This is a genomic window from Nonomuraea turcica (assembly GCF_030718205.1).
Classification (GTDB): domain Bacteria; phylum Actinomycetota; class Actinomycetes; order Streptosporangiales; family Streptosporangiaceae; genus Nonomuraea.
Window position 1 is genome coordinate 270,900 of record NZ_JAUZQF010000012.1, and the last position, 20,912, is coordinate 291,811.

Annotated in this window: 17 protein-coding genes; 16 read left to right on the forward strand and 1 reads right to left on the reverse strand. The window is 71.2% G+C overall.

The features are described from left to right. Positions 1–2 precede the first annotated feature (2 nt). Positions 3–1,247, reverse strand: a complete 1,245-nt coding sequence (locus Q9G87_RS30635; RefSeq protein ID WP_305919978.1) for an arginine deiminase — start codon at positions 1,245–1,247, stop codon at positions 3–5. Positions 1,248–1,419: 172 nt separating this feature from the next. On the opposite strand from Q9G87_RS30635, the gene pyrR reads away from it, so the two are divergent. From pyrR to Q9G87_RS30715, 16 genes are all read left to right on the forward strand, one after another. Then, complete coding sequence (pyrR, locus tag Q9G87_RS30640; RefSeq protein ID WP_305920063.1) at positions 1,420–1,965, forward strand: bifunctional pyr operon transcriptional regulator/uracil phosphoribosyltransferase PyrR; 546 nt, start codon at positions 1,420–1,422, stop codon at positions 1,963–1,965. After that, positions 1,962–2,879, forward strand: coding sequence for an aspartate carbamoyltransferase catalytic subunit (locus Q9G87_RS30645; protein WP_305919979.1), 918 nt, complete (start codon positions 1,962–1,964; stop codon positions 2,877–2,879). The genes pyrR and Q9G87_RS30645 overlap by 4 nt, the downstream gene beginning before the upstream one ends. Next, positions 2,876–4,228, forward strand: a complete 1,353-nt coding sequence (locus Q9G87_RS30650) for a dihydroorotase (RefSeq protein ID WP_305919980.1) — start codon at positions 2,876–2,878, stop codon at positions 4,226–4,228. The genes Q9G87_RS30645 and Q9G87_RS30650 overlap by 4 nt, the downstream gene beginning before the upstream one ends. Continuing rightward, positions 4,225–5,331, forward strand: coding sequence for a glutamine-hydrolyzing carbamoyl-phosphate synthase small subunit (gene carA, locus Q9G87_RS30655; protein WP_305919981.1), 1,107 nt, complete (start codon positions 4,225–4,227; stop codon positions 5,329–5,331). Before Q9G87_RS30650 ends, carA begins: the two co-directional genes overlap by 4 nt. After that, positions 5,318–8,605, forward strand: coding sequence for a carbamoyl-phosphate synthase large subunit (gene carB, locus Q9G87_RS30660; RefSeq protein WP_305919982.1), 3,288 nt, complete (start codon positions 5,318–5,320; stop codon positions 8,603–8,605). The genes carA and carB overlap by 14 nt, the downstream gene beginning before the upstream one ends. Before the next feature lie 23 nt (positions 8,606–8,628). After that, positions 8,629–9,495 (forward strand): dihydroorotate dehydrogenase electron transfer subunit, encoded by an 867-nt coding sequence (locus Q9G87_RS30665; protein ID WP_371825856.1) that lies wholly within the window; start codon positions 8,629–8,631, stop codon positions 9,493–9,495. Continuing rightward, positions 9,485–10,462, forward strand: coding sequence for a dihydroorotate dehydrogenase (locus Q9G87_RS30670; RefSeq protein WP_305919984.1), 978 nt, complete (start codon positions 9,485–9,487; stop codon positions 10,460–10,462). The genes Q9G87_RS30665 and Q9G87_RS30670 overlap by 11 nt, the downstream gene beginning before the upstream one ends. Continuing rightward, positions 10,459–11,151, forward strand: coding sequence for an orotidine-5'-phosphate decarboxylase (gene pyrF / locus Q9G87_RS30675; RefSeq protein ID WP_305919985.1), 693 nt, complete (start codon positions 10,459–10,461; stop codon positions 11,149–11,151). Before Q9G87_RS30670 ends, pyrF begins: the two co-directional genes overlap by 4 nt. A gap of 711 nt (positions 11,152–11,862) precedes the next feature. Continuing rightward, positions 11,863–12,186, forward strand: coding sequence for an integration host factor, actinobacterial type (gene mihF / locus Q9G87_RS30680; protein ID WP_020541698.1), 324 nt, complete (start codon positions 11,863–11,865; stop codon positions 12,184–12,186). Positions 12,187–12,285: 99 nt separating this feature from the next. Then, positions 12,286–12,894 carry a guanylate kinase gene (gene gmk / locus Q9G87_RS30685; protein ID WP_305920064.1) on the forward strand — a complete coding sequence of 203 codons (609 nt, stop codon included), beginning with the start codon at positions 12,286–12,288 and terminating at the stop codon, positions 12,892–12,894. A 5-nt stretch (positions 12,895–12,899) separates the two neighbouring features. Further along, positions 12,900–13,169, forward strand: coding sequence for a DNA-directed RNA polymerase subunit omega (gene rpoZ / locus Q9G87_RS30690; RefSeq protein ID WP_305919986.1), 270 nt, complete (start codon positions 12,900–12,902; stop codon positions 13,167–13,169). A gap of 8 nt (positions 13,170–13,177) precedes the next feature. Further along, positions 13,178–14,476, forward strand: coding sequence for a bifunctional phosphopantothenoylcysteine decarboxylase/phosphopantothenate--cysteine ligase CoaBC (coaBC, locus tag Q9G87_RS30695; protein ID WP_305919987.1), 1,299 nt, complete (start codon positions 13,178–13,180; stop codon positions 14,474–14,476). 158 nt (positions 14,477–14,634) lie between these two features. Continuing rightward, on the forward strand, positions 14,635–14,958 hold the full coding sequence (locus tag Q9G87_RS30700) for a hypothetical protein (RefSeq protein WP_305919988.1): 324 nt from the start codon (positions 14,635–14,637) through the stop codon (positions 14,956–14,958). Between the two features lie 130 nt (positions 14,959–15,088). Then, on the forward strand, positions 15,089–16,276 hold the full coding sequence (metK, locus tag Q9G87_RS30705) for a methionine adenosyltransferase (protein ID WP_305919989.1): 1,188 nt from the start codon (positions 15,089–15,091) through the stop codon (positions 16,274–16,276). Positions 16,277–16,671: 395 nt separating this feature from the next. Continuing rightward, positions 16,672–19,383, forward strand: coding sequence for a primosomal protein N' family DNA-binding protein (locus Q9G87_RS30710; protein WP_371825852.1), 2,712 nt, complete (start codon positions 16,672–16,674; stop codon positions 19,381–19,383). Between the two features lie 49 nt (positions 19,384–19,432). Continuing rightward, positions 19,433–20,911, forward strand: a complete 1,479-nt coding sequence (locus tag Q9G87_RS30715; protein ID WP_305919990.1) for a hypothetical protein — start codon at positions 19,433–19,435, stop codon at positions 20,909–20,911. Position 20,912: the final 1 nt, after the last annotated feature.

Consider the following 20,912-nt stretch of genomic DNA (forward strand, 5'->3'; position numbering starts at 1 on the left):
CGTCAGATCCCGTCCCGTTCGAGCGGGCAGCTCATGCAGCGCGGCCCGCCGCGCCCCCGGCCGAGCTCGCTGCCCCTGATCGTGATGACCTCGATGCCGTTGTCGCGCAGGTAGTTGTTCGTGGTGGTGTTGCGCTCGTAGGCGACGACCACGCCGGGCTCCAGCGCCAGCCCGTTGCACCCGTCGTCCCACTGCTCGCGCGCCGCGGCCCGTACGTCCTGCGTCGCGGTGAGCACCGTGATGTCGGCCATGTCCAGGGCGTGGGCGATGGCTTTGTGCATGTCGCGCGGCGGATGGTCGGTGAACTTGAGCTCCTTGTGGGTGCCGCCGGGCTCGATGGTGTACGCCGGCAGCATGCCCAGGCCGGCGTACTTGGTGAACACGCCCACGTCGAGCATCGTCATCACGGTGTCGAGATGCATGAACGCCCGCGCCTTCGGCATGTCCAGCGCCACGATCTTGCGTGCCGAGCCGGCACTGAACAGCTGCTGCGCGAACATCTCGACCGCCTGCGGCTGGGTGCGCTCGCTGATCCCGATCAGCACCGCGCCGCGCCCGATGACGAGCACGTCGCCGCCCTCCATGGTCGCCGGCGCGACCGCGTGCCCGGGCATCCAGCAGTGGAAGCCGCCGTGCTCCGGCCGGTTGAACCCGGCGGCGAACGTCGGGTGATACATGTAGACGGCCTCCATGTTGACCGTCTCCCGCATGCGGGCCTTCTTCCGCATCGCGTTGATCGACACGCCGTCGTACACCCAGCAGGAGGTGTCGCGGGTGAACAGGTGGTTGGGTAGCGGTGGCAGGATGAAGTCGTCGTCCCCCATGGTGTGGAATGTCACAGACTGGGGGTCGCAGCCCCGCTCGGCCAGCTCCCTCTTGGTGATGCCGCCGGTCAGGTAGAGCTGCAGCGTCGCCGCGTCCATGGCGTCGAGCGTGTTGCGGACGTCGTCGATCCCCACCGGGCCCAGCCATCGCTCGTCGACGACCGCGTCGAGGATGTGCTTGCGGGCCTCGGGAATGTCGACCGTCTCCCGCAGCAGGACGTCCAGCAAGTGGACCGTGATGCCCCGCTCACGCAGCACCTGCTGGAACTCCTCGTGCTCCTCCATGGCGCGCTGCACCCACAGCACGTCGTCGAACAGGAACGCGTCCTTGTTCGCCGGCGTCAGCCGCTTGAGCGCCAGATCGGGCTTGTGGAGGAGGACCTGCCGCAGCCGCCCGACCTCCGAATCGACGTGGAATGTCATCCTTGCGGTATCCCCTCCGGAAGGCCTCATCTACCCGGGCGACCGCAGGGCGCCACGGGAGGGCTCTCGCATTGTGGCTGGTAGCCCCTGGTACTGTGTGTCCCGACCAACACCCTTTTAAGACCCGTCCCGTGAGGCGGGAAAGGTGGTGAGCTTCGCCGTGTCCACTCCCATGTCCGATTCCAGGGCCGTCCTGGAAGCCCCGGACGTCCACCGGGCGCTGACCCGCATCGCGCACGAGATCCTCGAGCGCACCAAGGGCGCAGGCGACGTCGTCCTCCTCGGCATCCCGACCCGCGGCGCCACGCTGGCCCGCCGGCTCGGCGACCGCATCGAGCAGTTCGAAGGCGTCAAGATCCCCGTCGGCTCGATCGACATCACGATGTACCGCGACGACCTGCGGCTCAAGCCGGCCCGGCCGCTCGGCCGCACCGAGCTGCCGCCGGACGGCATCGACGACAAGGTCGTCGTCCTCGTCGACGACGTCCTCTACTCCGGCCGCACCGTGCGGGCCGCCCTGGACGCGCTCAACGACCTCGGCCGCCCCACCGCCGTCCAGCTCGCCACCCTGGTCGACCGCGGCCATCGCGAGCTGCCCATCCGCGCCGACTACGTCGGTAAAAACCTCCCCACGGCCAAGAGCGAGAAGGTCAAGGTCTACCTGCAGGAGATCGACGGGCGCGACGCCGTGCTGCTCATGAAGGGGGACGCCAGGTGAAACGCCATCTGATCTCCGCGGGCGACCTCACCAAGGACGACGCGCTGCTCATCCTCGACACCGCCGAGGAGCTGGCGAGGGTGACGGAACGGTCCATCAAGAAACTGCCGACGCTGCGCGGCCGCACCGTGGTCAACCTGTTCTTCGAGGACTCCACGCGGACGCGCATCTCGTTCGAGGCGGCGGCCAAGAGGCTGTCCGCCGATGTGATCAACTTCTCGGCCAAGGGGTCGAGCGTGTCCAAGGGCGAGTCGCTCAAGGACACCGCGCTCACCCTCGAGGCCATGGGCGCCGACGCGGTCGTCATCCGCCACAGCGCCTCCGGCGCGCCGCACCGCCTGGCCACCTGGGTGCGCGGCAGCGTCGTCAACGCCGGCGACGGCACCCACGAGCACCCCACGCAGGCGCTGCTCGACGCCTTCTCGATGCGCCGCCGCCTGGGCGGGCTCGAAGGGCGCAAGGTCACGATCGTCGGCGACGTCCTGCACAGCCGGGTCGCGCGCTCCAACGTGCTGCTGCTCAACACGCTCGGCGCCGAGGTCACGCTGGTGGCCCCGCCGACGCTGCTGCCCGTCTCCGTGGGGAGCTGGCCGTGCGAGGTGTCCTACGACCTCGACGCGGTGCTGCCCAAGTCGGACGCGGTGATGATGCTGCGGGTACAGAAGGAGCGGATGAACGCCGCGTACTTCCCTTCTGAGCGTGAATACTCGCGGCGCTACGGGCTGGATCGGGAGCGGTTCGCCAAGATGCCGGACGAGGCGATCGTCATGCACCCCGGGCCGATGAACCGGGGGATGGAGATCGCCGCCGAGGTGGCCGACTCGGCGCGGTCGACGATCGTGGAGCAGGTCGCCAACGGCGTGACCATCCGCATGGCCGTCCTGTACCTGCTGCTCGGGGGAGAGAGCGCATGATCATCAAGAATGTCCGGATTCTGGGCGGGGAGCTCGTTGACATCCGGGTCGCTCATGGGGTGATCGCCGCGATCATCCCTGCCGGGGCCCAGGCGGACGCGATCAGTGGTGACCGTCCTAGGGACGGTGGCGGGGGCGCCGTGGATGGTGCCGGAGACGATCTCGTGGTCGACGGCCGGGGTGCCATCGCGCTGCCCGGGCTGGTCGACCTGCACACGCACCTGCGCGAGCCGGGGCGGGAGGACGCCGAGACCGTGCAGACCGGCACGCAGTCGGCGGCCCGCGGCGGCTACACCGCCGTGCACGCCATGGCCAACACCTCGCCCGTCGCCGACACCGCCGGCGTTGTGGAGCAGGTGTGGCGGCTCGGGCGCGAGTTCGGGCACTGCGACGTGCATCCGGTCGGCGCCGTCACCGTCGGCCTGCAGGGCAGGAACCTGGCCGAGCTGGGCGCGATGGCCGACTCGGCCGCCCGCGTGCGGGTCTTCTCCGACGACGGCAAGTGCGTGGACGACGCGGTGCTGATGCGCCGCGCCTTGGAGTACGTCAAGGCGTTCGACGGCGTCGTCGCCCAGCACGCCCAGGAGCCCCGGCTGACCGAGGGCGCCCAGATGAACGAGGGCGACGTCTCCGGCAGGCTCGGCCTGACCGGCTGGCCCGCGGTCGCCGAGGAGGCGATCATCGCCCGCGACTGCCTGCTGGCCGCCCACGTCGGCTCCCGGCTGCACGTCTGCCACCTGTCCACCGCTGGCTCGGTCGAGATCATCCGCTGGGCCAAGTCCAAGGGCTGGAACGTCACGGCCGAGGTCACCCCGCACCACCTGCTGCTCACCGACGACCTCGTCGAGGAGTCGCCGGTGGGCGCGTACAACCCGATCTACAAGGTCAACCCGCCGCTGCGCACCCGCGCCGACGTCGAGGCGCTGCGCGCCGCGCTGGCCGACGGCACGATCGACATCGTCGCCACCGACCACGCGCCCCACCCGGTCGAGGACAAGGAGACCGAGTGGTCGGCCGCGGCCATGGGCATGGTAGGCCTGGAGACCGCGCTGAGCGTGGTCCAGGAGGCCATGGTCGAGACCGGGCTGCTGGACTGGGCGGGCCTCGCCCAGCGCATGTCCGTCACGCCCGCGCGCATCGGCCGCCTGGCCGGGCAGGGGCAGCCGCTGGAGGCCGGGGCCCCGGCCAACATCACGCTCTACGACCCGTCCGTGCGCACCGAGGTGGACCCGTCCGCCTTCGCGTCGAAGAGCAGGAACACCCCGTACGAGGGGATGACGTTGCCCGGTCGGGTGGTGGCCACGTTCCTGCGCGGCAGGCCGACCGTACTCGAAGGGAAGCTGGTTTGAACACAGCGGTGCTCGTCCTGGAAGACGGCCGCGTCTTCCACGGATCTCCATACGGCGCCGACGGCGAGACGTTCGGCGAGATGGTCTTCAACACCGGCATGACCGGCTATCAGGAGACCCTCACCGACCCCTCCTACCACCGGCAGATCGTCGCCATGACGGCGCCGCACATCGGCAACACGGGCGTCAACGACGAGGACCCCGAGTCCCGGCAGGTCTGGGTGGCCGGTTACGTCGTGCGCGAGCCGTCCAGGATCGTCTCCAACTGGCGGGCCAACCGCTCGCTGGACGACTACCTCAAGGAGCAGGGCGTCGTCGGCATCGCCATCTCCGGCACCCGCGCGCTCACCCGCCACCTGCGCGAGCGCGGCGCCATGCGCGCCGGCATCTTCACCGCGCCCAGCGAGCCGGTCGAGGAGCTCGTGGAGCGGGTGCGGCAGTCGCCCCGGATGGAGGGAGCCGCGCTGGCCCCTGAGGTGTCCACCACCGAGCCCTACGTCGTCCCGGCGATCGGGGAGAAGAAGTTCACCGTCGCCGCCGTGGACCTCGGCATCAAGGGCATGACGCCGCACCGGATGGCCGAGCGCGGCTGCGAGGTGCACGTGCTGCCGGCGGACGCCACGTTCGAGCAGATCATGGCGGTCGAGCCGGACGGGGTGTTCCTGTCCAACGGGCCCGGCGACCCGGCCACCGTGGACGTCTCCGCCCTGCGGAAGGTGCTGGAGGCCAGGGTGCCGTTCTTCGGGATCTGCTTCGGCAACCAGATCTTCGGCAGGGCCCTGGGACTGTCGACCTACAAGCTGCGCTACGGGCACCGCGGCGTCAACCAGCCGGTGCAGGACGTGCGGACCGGGAAGGTGGAGATCTCGGCGCACAACCACGGGTTCGCGGTGGACGCGCCGCTCGGCGGGCCGTTCGACACCCCGTACGGGCCGGCCGAGGTCAGCCACGTCAACCTCAACGACCGCTGCGTGGAAGGGCTGCGCCTGCTCGACGGGCGGGCCTTCAGCGTCCAATACCACCCGGAGGCCGCGGCAGGCCCACACGACGCCGCCTACCTTTTCGATGAGTTCTGTGAGGTCATGAGCCGTGCCCAAGCGTGAGGACATCAGGTCGGTCCTGGTGATCGGGTCGGGGCCGATCGTGATCGGCCAGGCGTGCGAGTTCGACTACTCGGGCACCCAGGCGTGCCGGGTGCTGCGGGACGAGGGCTTCCGCGTCATCCTGGTCAACAGCAACCCGGCGACGATCATGACGGACCCCGAGTTCGCCGACGCCACCTACGTCGAGCCGATCACCCCCGAGTTCGTCGAGAAGATCATCGCCAAGGAGCGGCCCGACGCGCTGCTGCCGACGCTGGGCGGCCAGACCGCGCTCAACACGGCGGTCGCGCTGCACGAGTCGGGCGTGCTGGAGAAGTACGAGGTCGAGCTGATCGGCGCCGACTTCGACGCGATCCAGGCGGGCGAGAACCGCGAGCGGTTCAAGGAGATCGTCGCCAAGGTCGCCCGCGAGCACGGGCTCAACGCCGAGTCGGCCAGGTCGCTGATCTGCCACTCGATGGACGAGGTCCTGGCCGCCGCGGGCGAGCTGGGCTACCCGCTGGTCGTCCGGCCGTCGTTCACGATGGGCGGCGCCGGCTCGGGATTCGCCTACAACGAGACGGACCTGCGGCGCATCGCCGGGTCCGGGCTCGACGCCTCGCCGACCACCGAGGTGCTCCTGGAGGAGTCGATCCTCGGGTGGAAGGAGTACGAGCTCGAGGTCATGCGCGACAAGCACGACAACGTGGTCATCGTGTGCTCCATCGAGAACATCGACCCGATGGGCGTGCACACCGGCGACAGCGTCACCGTCGCGCCCGCGCTGACCCTGACCGACCGCGAATACCAGAACATGCGCGACGTCGCCATCGCGGTGATCCGCGAGGTCGGCGTGGACACCGGCGGCTGCAACATCCAGTTCGCGGTGGACCCGAGCACCGGCCGCATGATCGTCATCGAGATGAACCCGCGCGTGTCCCGGTCTTCGGCGCTGGCCTCCAAGGCCACCGGCTTCCCGATCGCGAAGATCGCGGCCAAGCTGGCCATCGGCTACACACTCGACGAGATCCCCAACGACATCACCAAGGAGACCCCGGCCTCCTTCGAGCCGACGCTCGACTACATCGTGGTCAAGGTGCCGCGCTTCGCGTTCGAGAAGTTCCGCGGGGCCGACCAGACGCTCACCACGCACATGAAGTCGGTCGGCGAGGCCATGGCCATCGGCCGGTCCTTCCCCGAGGCGCTGCAGAAGGCGCTGCGGTCGCTGGAGAAGAAGGACTCGTCCTTCACCTGGGTGGGTGACCCCGGCGCCAAGGACGAGCTGCTGGAGGCGTGCCGCACCCCGCACGACGGGCGGCTGCGCACCATGCAGCAGGCCATCCGCGCCGGCGCCACGCCCGAGGAGCTCTTCGAGGCGACCAACGTCGACCCGTGGTTCATCGACCAGCTCTTCCTGCTCGACGAGGAGGCGCGAGAGGTCGCGGAGGCGGCCGAGCTCACCGCCGAGGTGCTCCAGCGGGCCAAGCACCACGGCTTCAGCGACGCCCAGATCGGTGAGATCCGCGGCATCGACGAGGCGCGGGTGCGCGACCTGCGGCACGCGCTGGGCCTGCGGCCGGTCTACAACACCGTGGACACCTGCGCCGCCGAGTTCGCCGCCAAAACCCCCTACCTCTACTCGACCTACGACGAGGAGAGCGAGGTCCCCTACGGGGAGCGGCAGAAGGTCATCATCCTCGGCTCCGGGCCCAACCGCATCGGGCAGGGCATCGAGTTCGACTACGCGTGCGTGCACGCCTCGTTCGAGCTGGCCAGGGCCGGGTTCGAGACCGTCATGGTCAACTGCAACCCCGAGACGGTCTCCACCGACTACGACACCTCCGACCGGCTCTACTTCGAGCCGCTCACCCTGGAGGACGTCCTGGAGGTGGTGCACGCCGAGCAGCAGACCGGACCGATCGCGGGCGTGATCGTGCAGCTCGGCGGCCAGACGCCGCTGGGCCTGGCGCAGGCGCTCAAGGACGCCGGCGTGCCCGTGGTGGGCACCTCGCCGGAGTCCATCCACCTGGCCGAGGAACGCGGCGCGTTCGGGCGGGTGCTGGCCGAGGCGGGCCTGCCCGCGCCCAAGCACGGCACCGCGCTGACCGTGGCCGAGGCGCTCGAGATCGCCGACGAGATCGGCTACCCCGTGCTCGTACGCCCGTCCTACGTGCTGGGCGGGGCCGGTATGGCCATCGTGTACGACGACGAGACGCTCACCACCTACATGGCGGCCCAGGAGGGCGGCCACCCGGTGCTGGTCGACAAGTTCCTCGACGAGGCCATCGAGATCGACGTCGACGCTCTCTACGACGGCTCCGAGCTCTATCTCGGCGGCGTCATGGAGCACATCGAGGAGGCCGGGATCCACTCCGGCGACTCCGCGTGCGCGCTGCCGCCCATCACGCTCGGCAGCCACGACATCAAGCGCATCCGCGCCGCCACCGAGGCCATCGCCCGCGGGGTGGGCGTACGCGGGCTGCTCAACGTCCAGTACGCCATGTCCGCCGGCGTCCTCTACGTCCTGGAGGCCAACCCGCGGGCATCCCGCACCGTGCCGTTCGTGTCCAAGGCCACGGCGGTGCCGCTGGCCAAGGCGGCGGCCCGGGTGATGCTCGGCACCACGATCGCCGAGCTGCGCGAGGAGGGCATGCTGCCGGCCACCGGCGACGGCGGCACGCTGCCCATGGACGCGTCCATCGCGGTCAAGGAGGCGGTGCTGCCGTTCAACCGGTTCCACGGCGTGGACATCGTCCTGGGGCCGGAGATGCGCTCCACGGGCGAGGTCATGGGCATCGACGAGTTCTTCGGGATCGCCTACGCCAAGTCGCAGGCCGGCGCCTACGGAGAACTTCCCACGAAGGGACGCGCGTTCGTATCCGTGGCCAACCGCGACAAGCGTGCGATGATCTTCCCGGTGAAGGCGCTCGCGGATCTGGGCTTCGAGATCCTCGCCACCGAGGGCACGGCCGAGGTGCTGCGCCGCAACGGCGTCCATGCCAAGATCGTGCGAAAGCAGAGCGAGGGGCCCGGGCCCGGAGGTGAGCGTACGAGCGTGCAAGCCATCCTCGACGGCGAGGTCGACCTGATCATCAACACGCCCTTCGGCAGCCCGGGGCAGTCGGGGCCGCGCCTCGACGGCTACGACATCCGCACCGCGGCCGTGCTGCGCGGCGTTCCGTGCATCACCACGGTGGCGGGACTCGCCGCGGCGGCGGCGGGCATCCAGGCCATCGTGCGCGGCGACGTCGGCGTACGGTCTCTCCAGGAGCACGCGCAGGCGCTGCGGGGCTGACACCGCACGGGAGGTGAAGACGACTGGCCGGCACTCCGGTGCAGGTGACGGGCACGGTGCTGACGACGCGCCGGGTCGACGCCTACCATGCGCTGACGGTGGTGGCGCCCGGCATAGCCGAGCGCTTCCGCCCCGGTCACTTCGTCTCCGTGGCCGTCGGCGGGGCCCACACGTCGATGGTGACGCGCCGCGCGTTCTCCATCCACGACGTCAAGTCCGACTACGGCGGCACGGTCGAGCTCGTCTTCACCGCCGGCGGGCGCGGCACGGCCTGGCTGGCCGAGCGGCGCGCCCGCGACACGCTCGACCTGGTCGGGCCGCTCGGCCGGCCCTTTCCGCTGCCGCGCGACCCCGTCCACTGCGTCCTGGTCGGCTCCGAGTACGGCTCCGCCGTGCTCTTCCCGCTGGCTGACGCGCTGCTGGCGCGGGGCTGCCGAGTGGACTTCGTGCTGGGCGGGGCCGGGGCCGAGCGGGTCTTCGGCGCCATGCGGGCCCGCAGGATCGCCGAGACCACCACGCTGACGACCGAGGACGGCTCGCTCGGGCTGCGCGGCAAGGTCACCGACGCGCTGCCGTCGGTGATCGCCGACACGCGGGCCGACGCCGTCTATGCCTGCGCGCCCATGGAGACGCTGCGGGCCGTGACGGCGGTGGGGATGGAGTTCGACATTCCGGTGCAAGTGGCGGTCGAGGAGCAGATGGCCTGTGGCATCGGGGTGTGCATGACGTGCGTGATCCCGGTCATCGGGGACGACGGGGCCACCAGGATGGTCCGGGCATGCGCTGAGGGGCCGGTGTTCCGGGGGGAGCGGGTGCGGTTCGAGGACGTGGGAACGATCCCGTTCGACGCGCTCGGCGCCCCCGGAGGCGGTGTACGACATGTCGGTTGATATGCGGACATTTCTGGCGCATGTGGAGCTGGCGAACCCGATCACCACGGCCGCCGGATGCGCCTCCTCCGGGCGGGAGCTCGCCCAGTTCTTCGACCTGCACCGGCTCGGGGCGCTCACCACCCGCTCGATCACCATGGCGCCGCGCGCCGGGCGGCCCACGCCGCGCATGGCCGAGACGCCGTCGGGCATGCTCAACGCCGTGGGGCTGCAGGGACCGGGCATCGAGGTGTTCCTGGAGCGGGAGCTGCCCTGGCTGGCCCAGCGCGGGATCAAGACCATCGTGTCCATCGGCGGCGGCACCGTCGCCGAATACTCCGAGCTGGCCCGCAGACTGGCCGACGCGCCCGGAGTGACCGCGCTGGAGGTCAATCTCTCCTGCCCGAACATGGAGGACCGCGGCCGGGTCTTCGCCCGCGAGGGCAGCTCGGCGGCCGAGGTGATCGCCTCCGTGCGCTCCATCATGCGCTACGACGTGCCGGTCGTGGCCAAGCTCGCGCCCGACGTGGCCGACATCGTCGCGGTGGCGCGGGCCTGCGTGGACGCCGGCGCGGACGCGCTCTCCATGATCAACAATCCGCTGGGCATGGCCATCGACACCGAGACGCTGCGGCCCTCGCTCGCCGCCGTCACCGGCGGGCTGTCCGGGCCCGCCGTCCTGCCGCTGGCCGTCCGGTGCGTGTGGCAGGTCCACGCCGCGCTGCCCGGGGTGCCGCTGATCGGCATCGGCGGGGTGATGAGCGGCAGGGACGCCTTCCAGCTCGTGCTGGCGGGCGCCTGTGTGGTCGGTGTGGGCACCGCGCTGTTCCACGACCCGTACGCGTGCCTGCGCATCGAACGCGAGCTGGAGGACCTGCTGAGGGCTCGCGGGCTCCAGCGGCTCGCCGACGCCGTGGGGCTGGCCCACCGGCCGCCGGGGAGCGCTCCCCGGCACCTGCTCGTCGACACCGAGGAGAGCACCTCTTGACTCCCGCACCCATCGCCGTCGCCCTCGACGCTCCTGACCTGGAGACCGCCGCCCACTGGGCGGCCCTCGTGACACCCCATGTCAGCACGGTGAAGGTGGGCCTGGAGCTCTACCTGCGCTACGGCCCCGACGTGATCGCCTCCGTGCGGGGCGCCAGCGGCGTGCAGGTGTTCCTCGACCTCAAGCTGCACGACATCCCGAACACCGTCGCCGGCGCCGCCCGGGCCGTCGCCCGGCTGCGGCCGTCGATCCTCACGGTCCACGCGGCCGGCGGGCCCGCCATGATCCGGGCCGCCGTGGAATCCGCGCCCCACACCAAGATCGCCGCGGTGACGATCCTGACCTCGCTCACCGAGGCCGACCTGGGCCGCATCGGGCTCCTCGGCCCCGCCGACGACGCGGTGCGCCGCCTGGCCACCCTGTCGGTGGAGGCGGGCGCCACGGCGCTCGTGTGCTCGCCCAACGAGGTGTCGGCGGTGCGGGCCGAGGTGGGGGGCGGCATCACGCTCATCACGCCCGGCGTGCGGCCCGCGGGGGCGGCCACGCAGGACCAGATGCGGGTGGCCACGCCTGAGCGGGCACTGGCGGACGGCGCCGACCTGCTCGTCATCGGCCGCCCCATCACGGGCTCCCCGGACCCGGGCGCCACGGCCGCCGCCATCGCCGCCTCCCTCCGCCGCGCGTCCTGACCCGGCACCTGACCCGGCACCGGCTTCGTCCGCATCAGCCGGACGCGGTCCGGGCGTTGTGCGTGCCTCTGGGTGCCGTGCGCGACCGGGCCTCGCCGGGCGCGTCGATCCTTCCCACGGCACGTCGATCTTTCCCATGGCAAGCGGTGTTCCGCGCCTCGGAGGCGCGGTCGTCGCGTGCCGGGGTTCGTCAGCGGGGTGCCGGCCGTACTGGGCAGAAGATCTTTTACGGCAAGCCACCTTGCCCGCACGCGCCGTACCCCGTTGCCGTCTGTCATGGCCGGTCGTGAAGGCTCACGCGGTGCTCGCCGTGACGAACGCGTCCTTGACCGACGCCGTGGTGATGCGACAAGGCGTCGCGGGGTCGCCACGGGCCCCGCGTGCAAGATCATAGCGGGTCTCGAAGGCAAGATCCACATGCATCGTCCGCAAGCCTTGATCGAGATTTCGGGCCTGGTCCGGGGTGGGTTTCGGACATCGGGCGATGGCTGGAATGCGATCATCGTTGCGTTTCGCGACATCGTCGCGCGCCGACGCGTGAATCCGGAAGTGAGGGCGATTTGATCGGCACTGTGTGATTTTGCGATCGCGCAGAGTGATGAAGTGGATTTTGTGGGCAGAGAAACCGCGCTTGACGTTGCTTAGGGGGCGATGACCAGCTAGTTTCCCTTCCCGTCCGAGTACATCGACAGAAATTCGAGGTGACCCGGCGTGGCTCTTCCTCCCCTGACCCCTGAGCAGCGCGCCGCAGCCCTGGAGAAGGCTGCCAAGGCCCGTAAAGAGCGTGCCGAGGTCAAGAACCGGCTCAAGCATGGCGCGGTTTCTCTGGCTGAGGTGCTCAAGGATGGGCAGACCGACGACGTCATCGGCAAGATGAAGGTGTCGGCTTTGTTGGAATCGCTCCCTGGCGTGGGCAAGGTCCGCGCCAAGCAGCTCATGGAGCGGCTTGCCATTGCCGAGTCCCGCCGCGTGCGGGGGCTCGGTGCGAACCAGAGGGCCTCCCTCGAGCGCGAGTTCGGTGGCAACGAGAGCTAATCTCTGTTCCACACGAAAGCGCAGGTTCATTGGGGGTAGGAAGTGACCGACAGGTCCTGGTCCGGCGAGGTCAGTGCCCACGAGGCGATCGGACCGGGGATGGAGGTCGGATTCCTGCCCATGAGCGAACGGCGCCTGACGGTCCTTTCAGGGCCGTCCGGCGTCGGCAAGTCCACGGTCGTCGCCGAGCTCCGGCGGGCACACTCTGAGGTGTGGCTGTCGGTCTCGGTGACCACCAGGAGGCCCCGGCCCGGCGAGGTCAACGGGGTCCACTACTTCTTCGTCGACGGCGAGGAGTTCGACCGGCTGGTGGAGGCCGGCGAGCTGCTCGAGTGGGCGGAGTTCGCGGGCAACCGCTATGGCACACCACGCGAGGCCGTGCTGAAGAAGCTCGCCGAGGGCGTGCCCACCGTGCTCGAGATCGACCTCGAGGGCGCCAGGCAGGTGCGCAGGACGATGCCGGACGCGCTGCTGGTGTTCCTGGCCCCGCCCTCCTGGGAGGAGCTGGAGAAGCGGCTGCGCGGGCGCGGCACCGAGCCCGAGGACGTCATCGAGCGGCGCCTGGAGGCAGGGCGGATCGAGATGGCGGCCGAATCGGAGTTCGACCTGACGCTGGTCAACACGAGCGTCCAGGATGTGTGCCGCCGGCTGATAGCCTTGATGACTGACCCTCAGGGGGTCACGACAACCACCAAACGAGAGGTCTGACCATCGTGGCAGGCACCACCGCGGCTCCGGAGGGCATCACCAACCCGCCGATCGACGCGCTGCTCGACATCGTCGACAGCAAATACTCCCTGGTGATCATGGGCGCCAAGCGCGCTCGTCAGATCAACGCCTACTACTCCCAGCTCGGCGAGGGTCTGCTGGAATACGTCGGCCCGCTGGTCGAGACGCACGCCCAGGAGAAGCCGCTGTCCATCGCCCTGCGCGAGGTCTCCGAGGGCCTGCTCAACGCCGAGCCCATCGAAGGCGCGGTCTGACCCCTTCGATGAAGGTCGTCCTGGGCGTCAGCGGCGGCATCGCCGCTTACAAGGCGTGTGAGCTGCTGCGCCTGTTCACCGAGTCCGGGCATGAGGTGCGGGTCGTCCCGACCCGCGAGGCCCTCAAGTTCGTGGGCGCGCCCACCTGGGCCGCCCTGTCGGGCAACCCCGTGTCGGCCGAGGTGTGGGACGACGTTCACGAGGTGCCCCACGTGCGGATCGGCAAGCAGGCCGACCTCGTCGTGGTGGCGCCCGCGACCGCCGACGTGCTGGCCAAGGCCGCGCACGGGCTGGCCGGCGACCTGCTGACCAACACGTTGCTGACCGCGACGTGCCCGGTCGTGTTCGCGCCCGCGATGCACACCGAGATGTGGCAGCACCCCGCCACCCGCGCCAACGTCGCGACGCTGCGCGAGCGCGGCGCCATCGTGATCGATCCGGCCGTCGGGCGGCTCACCGGCGCCGACACGGGACCCGGCCGCCTGCCCGACCCGGCCGAGATCTTCCAAGTCTGCCTGCGCGTGCTGCGCGGCCGGCCGCGTGACCTGGCCGAGCGCAAGATCGTGGTGTCCGCCGGCGGCACCCGCGAGGCGATCGACCCGGTCCGCTACCTCGGCAACCGATCCTCCGGCCTGCAGGGTTACGCGCTGGCCCGCACCGCGCTCGCGCGGGGCGCCGAGGTGACGCTCGTGGCAGCGAACGTCGCGCTGCCCGATCCTGCCGGGGCCACCGTGGTGCGGGTGGAGTCGGCGGCCCAGATGCGTGAGGCGGTGCTGGCCGCCTCCGACGACGCCGACGTCGTGGTGATGGCCGCGGCCGTGGCCGACTTCCGGCCGGCGGCGCGGCACGAGGCGAAGATCAAGAAGACGGACGCGGAGCCGGAGCCCATCCGCCTGGTCAAGAACCCCGACATCCTGGCCGAGCTGGGCCGGCGCCGCCAGGCGCGGGACGCCGCCCTCCGGGCGGGGGAGGCGGACGGGGCGGCGCTCGGTGGTGGCCGCCCGCTTCCGCACTCGGACGGCAGCATCCGTACCGAGCTCGGGCCGGGGTCCGAGGCATACCCGCTGGTGATCGTCGGATTTGCGGCCGAGACGCACGACGTGCTCGCCAACGGGCAGGCCAAGCTGGCGCGCAAAGGCTGCGACCTGCTGGTCGTCAACCGCGTGGGGGAAGGGCTGGCCTTCGGCACCCCCGACAACGCGGCCACCGTGCTCGTCGCGGGCGCAGAGCCGGTCGAGGTGCCGCTAGGGCCCAAGGAGGACGTCGCCGACGCCGTCTGGGATCTGGTCGCCGCACGCCTCGGCTGAGCGCGGACGACGTACGACGCATATGGCGTAGATCGTACAAATAGTGCAAGACCGATTACCCGATCAGATGTTGCAACACCCCCGGACGCCTGCGGATACTTGGCTGGAAGGGGGACAGAATGCCGGTGGGTTCCGCTGTCAGGGATCGTTGTAGGACATTGCTCGGGGATCAAGGGGAGATCCAGTACGTCTTCCCGGCTTTAGCCTCAAGTGCGGCGGGCACGGGGCATTTCCTGATCGTGGTCACGGACGCGTCCATAGCGGTGCTGGCCACCAGAACGCTCAAGAGCGACCGGCCGGTGTCGGTGTTCGCGGAGTACCCCCGGCACACCAGGCTGGGTCCCATCCTGCCTGGGCCGATCATCGAGCTGGGCTCGGTGGCGTTCGAGTTCGACGAGGAGTACGCGGCGGTGGTCTCGGCCGCCGACGCGGAGGTCTTCGCCCCGGAGACCCTGCCTCCCGATCCTCTCCCCGACCTGTGATCGGGGAGAGAGGTAGTGTCGGTTTCACGACTCGGCACCGGGTAGGGCTAGACTTCGGCGAAGCCCTGGCATGTGTCTCTGTGTCCGGGCCTTGAATTCGTCAGCAGCCGCTGCATGAGGAGCCACTGAGTTGTCACGTCGCCTGTTCACCTCCGAGTCGGTCACTGAGGGCCACCCGGACAAGATCGCCGACCAGATCAGTGACGCGATTCTCGACGCCATGCTCAAGGATGACCCCAAGAGCCGGGTCGCCGTCGAGACGATGATCACTACCGGCCAGGTTCACGTCGCAGGCGAGGTCACGACCGAGACCTACGTCGACATCCCCGGCGTCATCCGGGAAAAGATCCTGGAGATCGGCTACGACGCCTCCTACAAGGGCTTCGACGGCGCCTCGTGCGGCGTGTCGGTGTCCATCGGCGCCCAGTCGCCGGACATCGCCCAGGGCGTCGACGACGCCTACGAGCACCGCGTGGACGGCGATATCGACGAGCTCGACCGGCAGGGCGCGGGCGACCAGGGCCTGATGTTCGGCTACGCCTGCCGCGAGACCCCCGAGCTCATGCCGCTGCCGATCACGCTCGCCCACCGGCTTGCGCAGCGGCTGTCGCAGGTGCGCAAGTCCGGCACGGTGCCTTACCTGCGTCCGGACGGCAAGACGCAGGTCACGATCGAATACGACGGTGACCTGCCGGTGCGCCTGGACACCGTGGTCGTCTCGACGCAGCACGCGGCGGAGATCGACCTGAAGGAGATGCTGACGCCGGACATCAAGGAGCACGTGGTCGATCCGGTGCTCGCGGACCTCGACCTCGAGACCGATGGCTATCGGTTGCTGGTCAACCCGACCGGCCGCTTCGAGATCGGCGGGCCGATGGGTGACGCGGGACTGACCGGCCGCAAGATCATCATCGACACCTATGGCGGCATGGCCAGGCATGGTGGCGGTGCCTTCTCCGGCAAGGACCCGTCCAAGGTGGACCGTTCGGCGGCGTACGCGATGCGCTGGGTCGCCAAGAACGTCGTGGCCGCCGGCCTGGCCGACCGGTGTGAGGTGCAGGTGGCGTACGCGATCGGCAAGGCTCAGCCGGTCGGCCTGTTCGTGGAGTGCTTCGGCACCGAGAAGCTGGCGGTGGAGAAGATCCAGGCCGCCGTGCTGCAGGTGTTCGACCTGCGGCCGGCCGCGATCATCCGGGACCTGGACCTGCTGCGGCCGATCTACTCCGAGACCGCCGCCTACGGGCACTTCGGCCGTGAGGGCTTCTCCTGGGAGTCCACCGATCGTGCAGAGGCCCTGCGGACCGCCGCCGGCCTCTGACAACCTCGCTTCCGCCTGTCGCCCAGAGGCGTCGCCTTCGCATGATGGGACGCCTCTGAGCTTTGCCGGTCTGACTGCGGGTCGGCCGGCCCGTTCGGCGGTGTCCCGGGGCTTGTGGGTGCTTGGGATATACCGCTGCGGCAGCCGGTTGCCGGGGTTTTCCGGGACCTCCCGACATCGATGCGGCGCGGCTTCGTGCTGTGCGGCTCGGGGCGAACGTCCGGCGACGGCCAGGTGATCGGCGAGGGTGGCCGGTTCGTAACGGCCGGGTGGTCGGCGAGTGGCCGGTTCCTGGTGGCCAGATGGTCGGCGAGGGCTAGGTGGGCGGGGCGGTGTGGGGTGCCCGGGCGCGAAGTCCGGGCGTTGCGGGTGGTGGCGTCTGGTAGACGTTAGTCGTGACCGACTCCGACGACGCCCTTCTGCCGCTCGACGCCGTGCGGCCCCCAGCGTCGTCGAAGGACACCAAGGGCGCCGTCGTCCCCGCTCCCGAGCGGCCGGTGGCCAGGGTGGCCGTGGACAACCCCCTGCCGCACCTCGACCGCCCCTTCGACTACCTGATCCCCGCCTCCATGCACGAGACGGCCCAGCCGGGCGTTCGGGTGCGGGTACGGTTCGCGGGCAAGCTGGCCGACGGGTTCCTGCTGGAGCGGATCGAGGAAAGCGAGCATGAGGGCCGGCTGACGCCGCTCGAACGCGTGGTCTCCCCGGAGCGGGTGCTGACGCCGGAGATCGCCGGGCTGGCCAGAGCGGTCGCCGACCGGTACGCAGGCACCCTCGTCGACGTGCTGCGGCTCGCCATCCCGCCGCGCCATGCCAGGGCCGAGGGCGAGACGCCCAAGCCGGACGCGCGGGCCGCCTCGGAGGTCCCGGAGGACGCCGCCCCCCGGCCGGCCGCGCCGACGCAGGGCGGGAGCGCCTGGGATGCGTACCCGAGCGGCCCTTCGTTCCTGGACGCTCTCCACAAGGGGCGCGCGCCCCGGGCCGTGTGGTCCGCCCTGCCCGGCGCCACGGGGTGGGCCGGCGCGATGGCCGAGGCGGTGCGGGCGACGCTGGACGGCGGCAGGGGAGCCGTCGTCGTCGTCCCCGACGGCAAGGACGTGGCGCTGGCCGACGGCGAGTTCGCGCGGGTGCTCGGCCCCGGCAGCCATGTGGCGCTCACCGCCGACCTAGGTCCCGCCGAGCGCTACAGGCGGTGGCTGAAGGTGCTGAGGGGCGAGGTACGCGCGGTCGTCGGCACCCGCGCCGCGATGTTCGCCCCCGTCGCCGAGCTCGGCCTGGTGGTCATCTGGGACGACGGCGACGACCTGCACGCCGAGCGCCTGGCCCCCTACCCGCACGCCCGGGAGGTCCTCGGCCTCAGAGCGCACAGGACCGGCGCGGCGATGCTGATCGGCGGATACGCCCGCACGGCCGAGGCCACGCAGCTCATCGCCAGTCGCTGGGCCAGGCCCATCGTGGCGGCCCGCACGACGATCAGGAGCCTCGCCCCACGAGTGCGGCCCGCGGGAGAGGACGCCGAGCTCGCCAAGGACCAGGCCGCCCGCCTGGCCAGGCTGCCCAGCCTCGCGTGGCGGGCCCTGCGCCAGGGGCTGGAGAGCGGGCCCGTCCTGGTCCAGGTCCCGAGACGCGGTTATCTGCCCGCCCTCGCCTGCCGCCACTGCCGCGCCCCCGCTCGCTGCACCCTTCCGCCCACCCGCATGGCCCCGGGCCTCTTGGCGGCGGCCGTCCCGCTCGGCGGCAGCGCCGGCGCGGGCTCCCCGACGTCGCTCCCGCTGGTCGGGCCCCCGGGCGGTCTTACGCTGGACGTTCCCCTGGCGCTGCAGGTGAATCCCGCTCCCGCAGGAGGCCGGGGCGGCCAGGAGCCGTCGCGCCTTCCACCCGCGCAGGCGCCCCAAGGAGGGCCGGGCGCCCGGCCCCCGGCAGGGCCGGGCGGTCCGGAGTCCCGAGGACGGCTGGGCGGCTCAGGGACCCCGGGAAGGCCGGACGAGCCGGCGGCCCCCCGAGGGCTGGACGGCCCGGCGTCCCAGGGCGGCCCCGATGCACCGGCGGCTCCGGGAGGGCCGGGAGGTTCGGCGTTCCGGGAAGGGGCGGGTGGACCGGCGGCTGCGGGAGGTCCGGTGTCCCGGGAAGGGGCGGGTGGTCCGATGCACCTGGGCGGGGCCGGTGGGGCGGCGTCCCTGGGAGAGGCGGGCGCGCCGGAGTCCCTAGGCGGGTCGGGCGCGGCGAGGCCGCTGGGTGGCGGCTCGGCGTCCATAGGGCCGTTGGGCGAGGGCGTGGCGTTCATGGGGTCGTTGGGCGAGAGCCTGGCGTCCATGGGAGGGCATGCCGAGCCGGCGGCGTTCTGTCACGGGCCGCTCGCGCTGAGAGGCGGCCACGCAGCCCCCTACTGCCGTTGGTGCGGGCGCGTGGACGCCGACTGGCGGTGCCCCTCCTGCGGCAGCCCGCGCCTGCGCGCCGTGGTCGTCGGCGCCCGGCGCACGGCCGAGGAGCTGGGCAGGGCCTTCCCCTCGGTCCAGGTGCGCACGTCCGGCCGCGACGGCGTGCTGGCCTCCGTGCCAGCCACCAGAGCCCTGGTCGTCGCCACGCCCGGCGCCGAACCCGTGGCAGAAGGCGGCTACGCGGCCGCCGTGCTGCTCGATGGGTGGGCCCTGCTGGGCCGGGCCGACCTGCGGGCCGGCGAGGAGGCCGTGCGCCGCTGGATGAACGCCGCCGCGCTCCTGCGCCCCGCCGCCGAACTGGTGGTGCTGGCGGACGCCGCACTGCCCGCCGTACAGGCCCTGCTGCGATGGGACCCCGTCACCCACGCCGAGCGCGAGCTGGCCGACCGCGTCGAGCTGGGCTTCCCGCCCGCGGTCAGGATGGCGACGCTCACCGGCGCGGCGAGCGCGGTCAGGCAGATGCTCGACGAGGTACGCCTCCCGGCCGACGCGCAGGTGCTCGGCCCCGTCCCCGTCGACGACGCCGGCCAGGAACGCGCCATGATCCGCGTGCGCAGGAACGGCGGCGCCGCGCTGGCCGCCGCGCTGAAAGGGGCCAGCGGAGTACGCGCGGCGCGCAAAACACCAGATGTCGTGAGGGTGAGTGTCGACCCCCTCGACCTGATTTAAACCATTTCCCCGATTCGCTCATCTGGAGACCAGCCGTTAGCGTGCCCATGTGTCGATCGAATGGGTGAACCAGGCCATCGACGATCTGCGTGCCTGGGGCCGCGCGCAGGATGTCGAGGTCGATGCGGACGAGGTCCGCCTGCTCTGCGACTACGCCAGCGACTACCTCAACGTCAACGAACTCGGCGATTTCACTCCGGAAACCTTCGACGAGCTGCTGCTATCCATCTACCCGCGCAAGGTCATCACGCCTCCGGAGAGCGCGTCGGAGACCATCGCCGCCGCCCGTACCCTCGTCGGCTACCTCAGCGAGGCAGGCACGGTGCCCGAGGAGCTCGCGGCACGGATGCGCGAGCGGCTCGACGACATCGAGCCGCGCATGTCCGAGGCGCTCGCCGACCCCGCCAACTTCGGCATGGCCAAGAGCCTGTTCAGCTCCATCGGCCCGGAGTCGCTCGAGCAGTCGATCGCCATCCCGTCCGGCGAGCTGCCCGACCTCGGCGGCGATCTGGACGCGCCCTGCGACTGCCCGGGCTGCGCGCCGCTGCCGCCTGCCAGGCTGGCCTCGCCGGAGGAGCTCCTCGCCGCCCTCAGGACCGTGCCAATGCTGCGGGAGCGGCCGCTGCCGCGCACCGGCGAGCCGCTGCGCGAATGGGCCGAGGCCGTCGCCCGCATCCTCGACCGCGACACGCGCGGCGCGATCACCGGCTCCACCGAGGTCGACGAGGGTCTCTACGATCTGTTCGACATGCTCTACCGGCTCCAGGTGCGCGTGCCCGTCACCGTGATCGGCGACTACCTCGACGAGATCGCCGGCGAAGGCGAGCTCGACCTGGCCGCCGTGCTCGACCGGCTGGCCTGGTGCGGCATGATCAAGGTCGCGGGCGACGAGACCGAGCTCACCCCGCTCGCCGTCTGGGCACTGCGCGAGCACTACCTGTCGCTCGGCCTGGACGCCCCCGAAGCCCCGGACCTCGCCGACGCCGACGCGCTCGCCCTCATCGAGAGTCTGCTCGAAGGCGTGCCCGCCGAGCTCGCCGAGGGCGACATCAGCCGCTGGCTGACCGGCAGGACGGCCGGCGAGGCCGCCGGCGAGCTGCTGGCCGCCGCCTCCGGCGCGCCCGCCGTGGCCCGCGGCATCGCGATCACCATCGTCGACCGGCTCGGCGCGGAAGCCGAGCCCCAGGTCCGCGACCATCTCGACGACCAGGAGCTGCGGCCGCACGTCATCCACTGGCTGGCCGCCCGCGGCCTGTCCGCCCCGCAGCTCACCCAGGAGGAGCTGCTCTGGGTCAGCGTCGACATGCTCGCCCTGGCCATGCCGGCGGCCGAAGAGGACCCCGAGATCTTCGCCGAGAACATGGCCGCCTCCGGCCCGCCCGCCCATATGATCGAGGAGATGTGGCGGGTCGACCACCCCGACATCGTCGAGGTCCTGGAGCTGCTCGGACGCTCCATCCCCGACGGCACGGTCGCCAAGGCGGCACGCAAGGCCGCGTTCAAAGCCCGCTCCCGTGCCATCCGTTGAG

Excerpts from the sequence above, each read along its gene's own strand:
- coaBC (WP_305919987.1), top strand. The coding sequence starts at position 13,178 with ATGAAGGTCGTCCTGGGCGTCAGCGGCGGCATCGCCGCTTACAAGGCG.
- Q9G87_RS30650 (WP_305919980.1), top strand. The coding sequence starts at position 2,876 with ATGATCATCAAGAATGTCCGGATTCTGGGCGGGGAGCTCGTTGACATC.
- pyrR (WP_305920063.1), top strand. The coding sequence starts at position 1,420 with ATGTCCGATTCCAGGGCCGTCCTGGAAGCCCCGGACGTCCACCGGGCG.
- gmk (WP_305920064.1), top strand. The coding sequence starts at position 12,286 with ATGGAGGTCGGATTCCTGCCCATGAGCGAACGGCGCCTGACGGTCCTT.
- Q9G87_RS30670 (WP_305919984.1), top strand. The coding sequence starts at position 9,485 with ATGTCGGTTGATATGCGGACATTTCTGGCGCATGTGGAGCTGGCGAAC.
- Q9G87_RS30635 (WP_305919978.1), bottom strand. The coding sequence starts at position 1,247 with ATGACATTCCACGTCGATTCGGAGGTCGGGCGGCTGCGGCAGGTCCTC.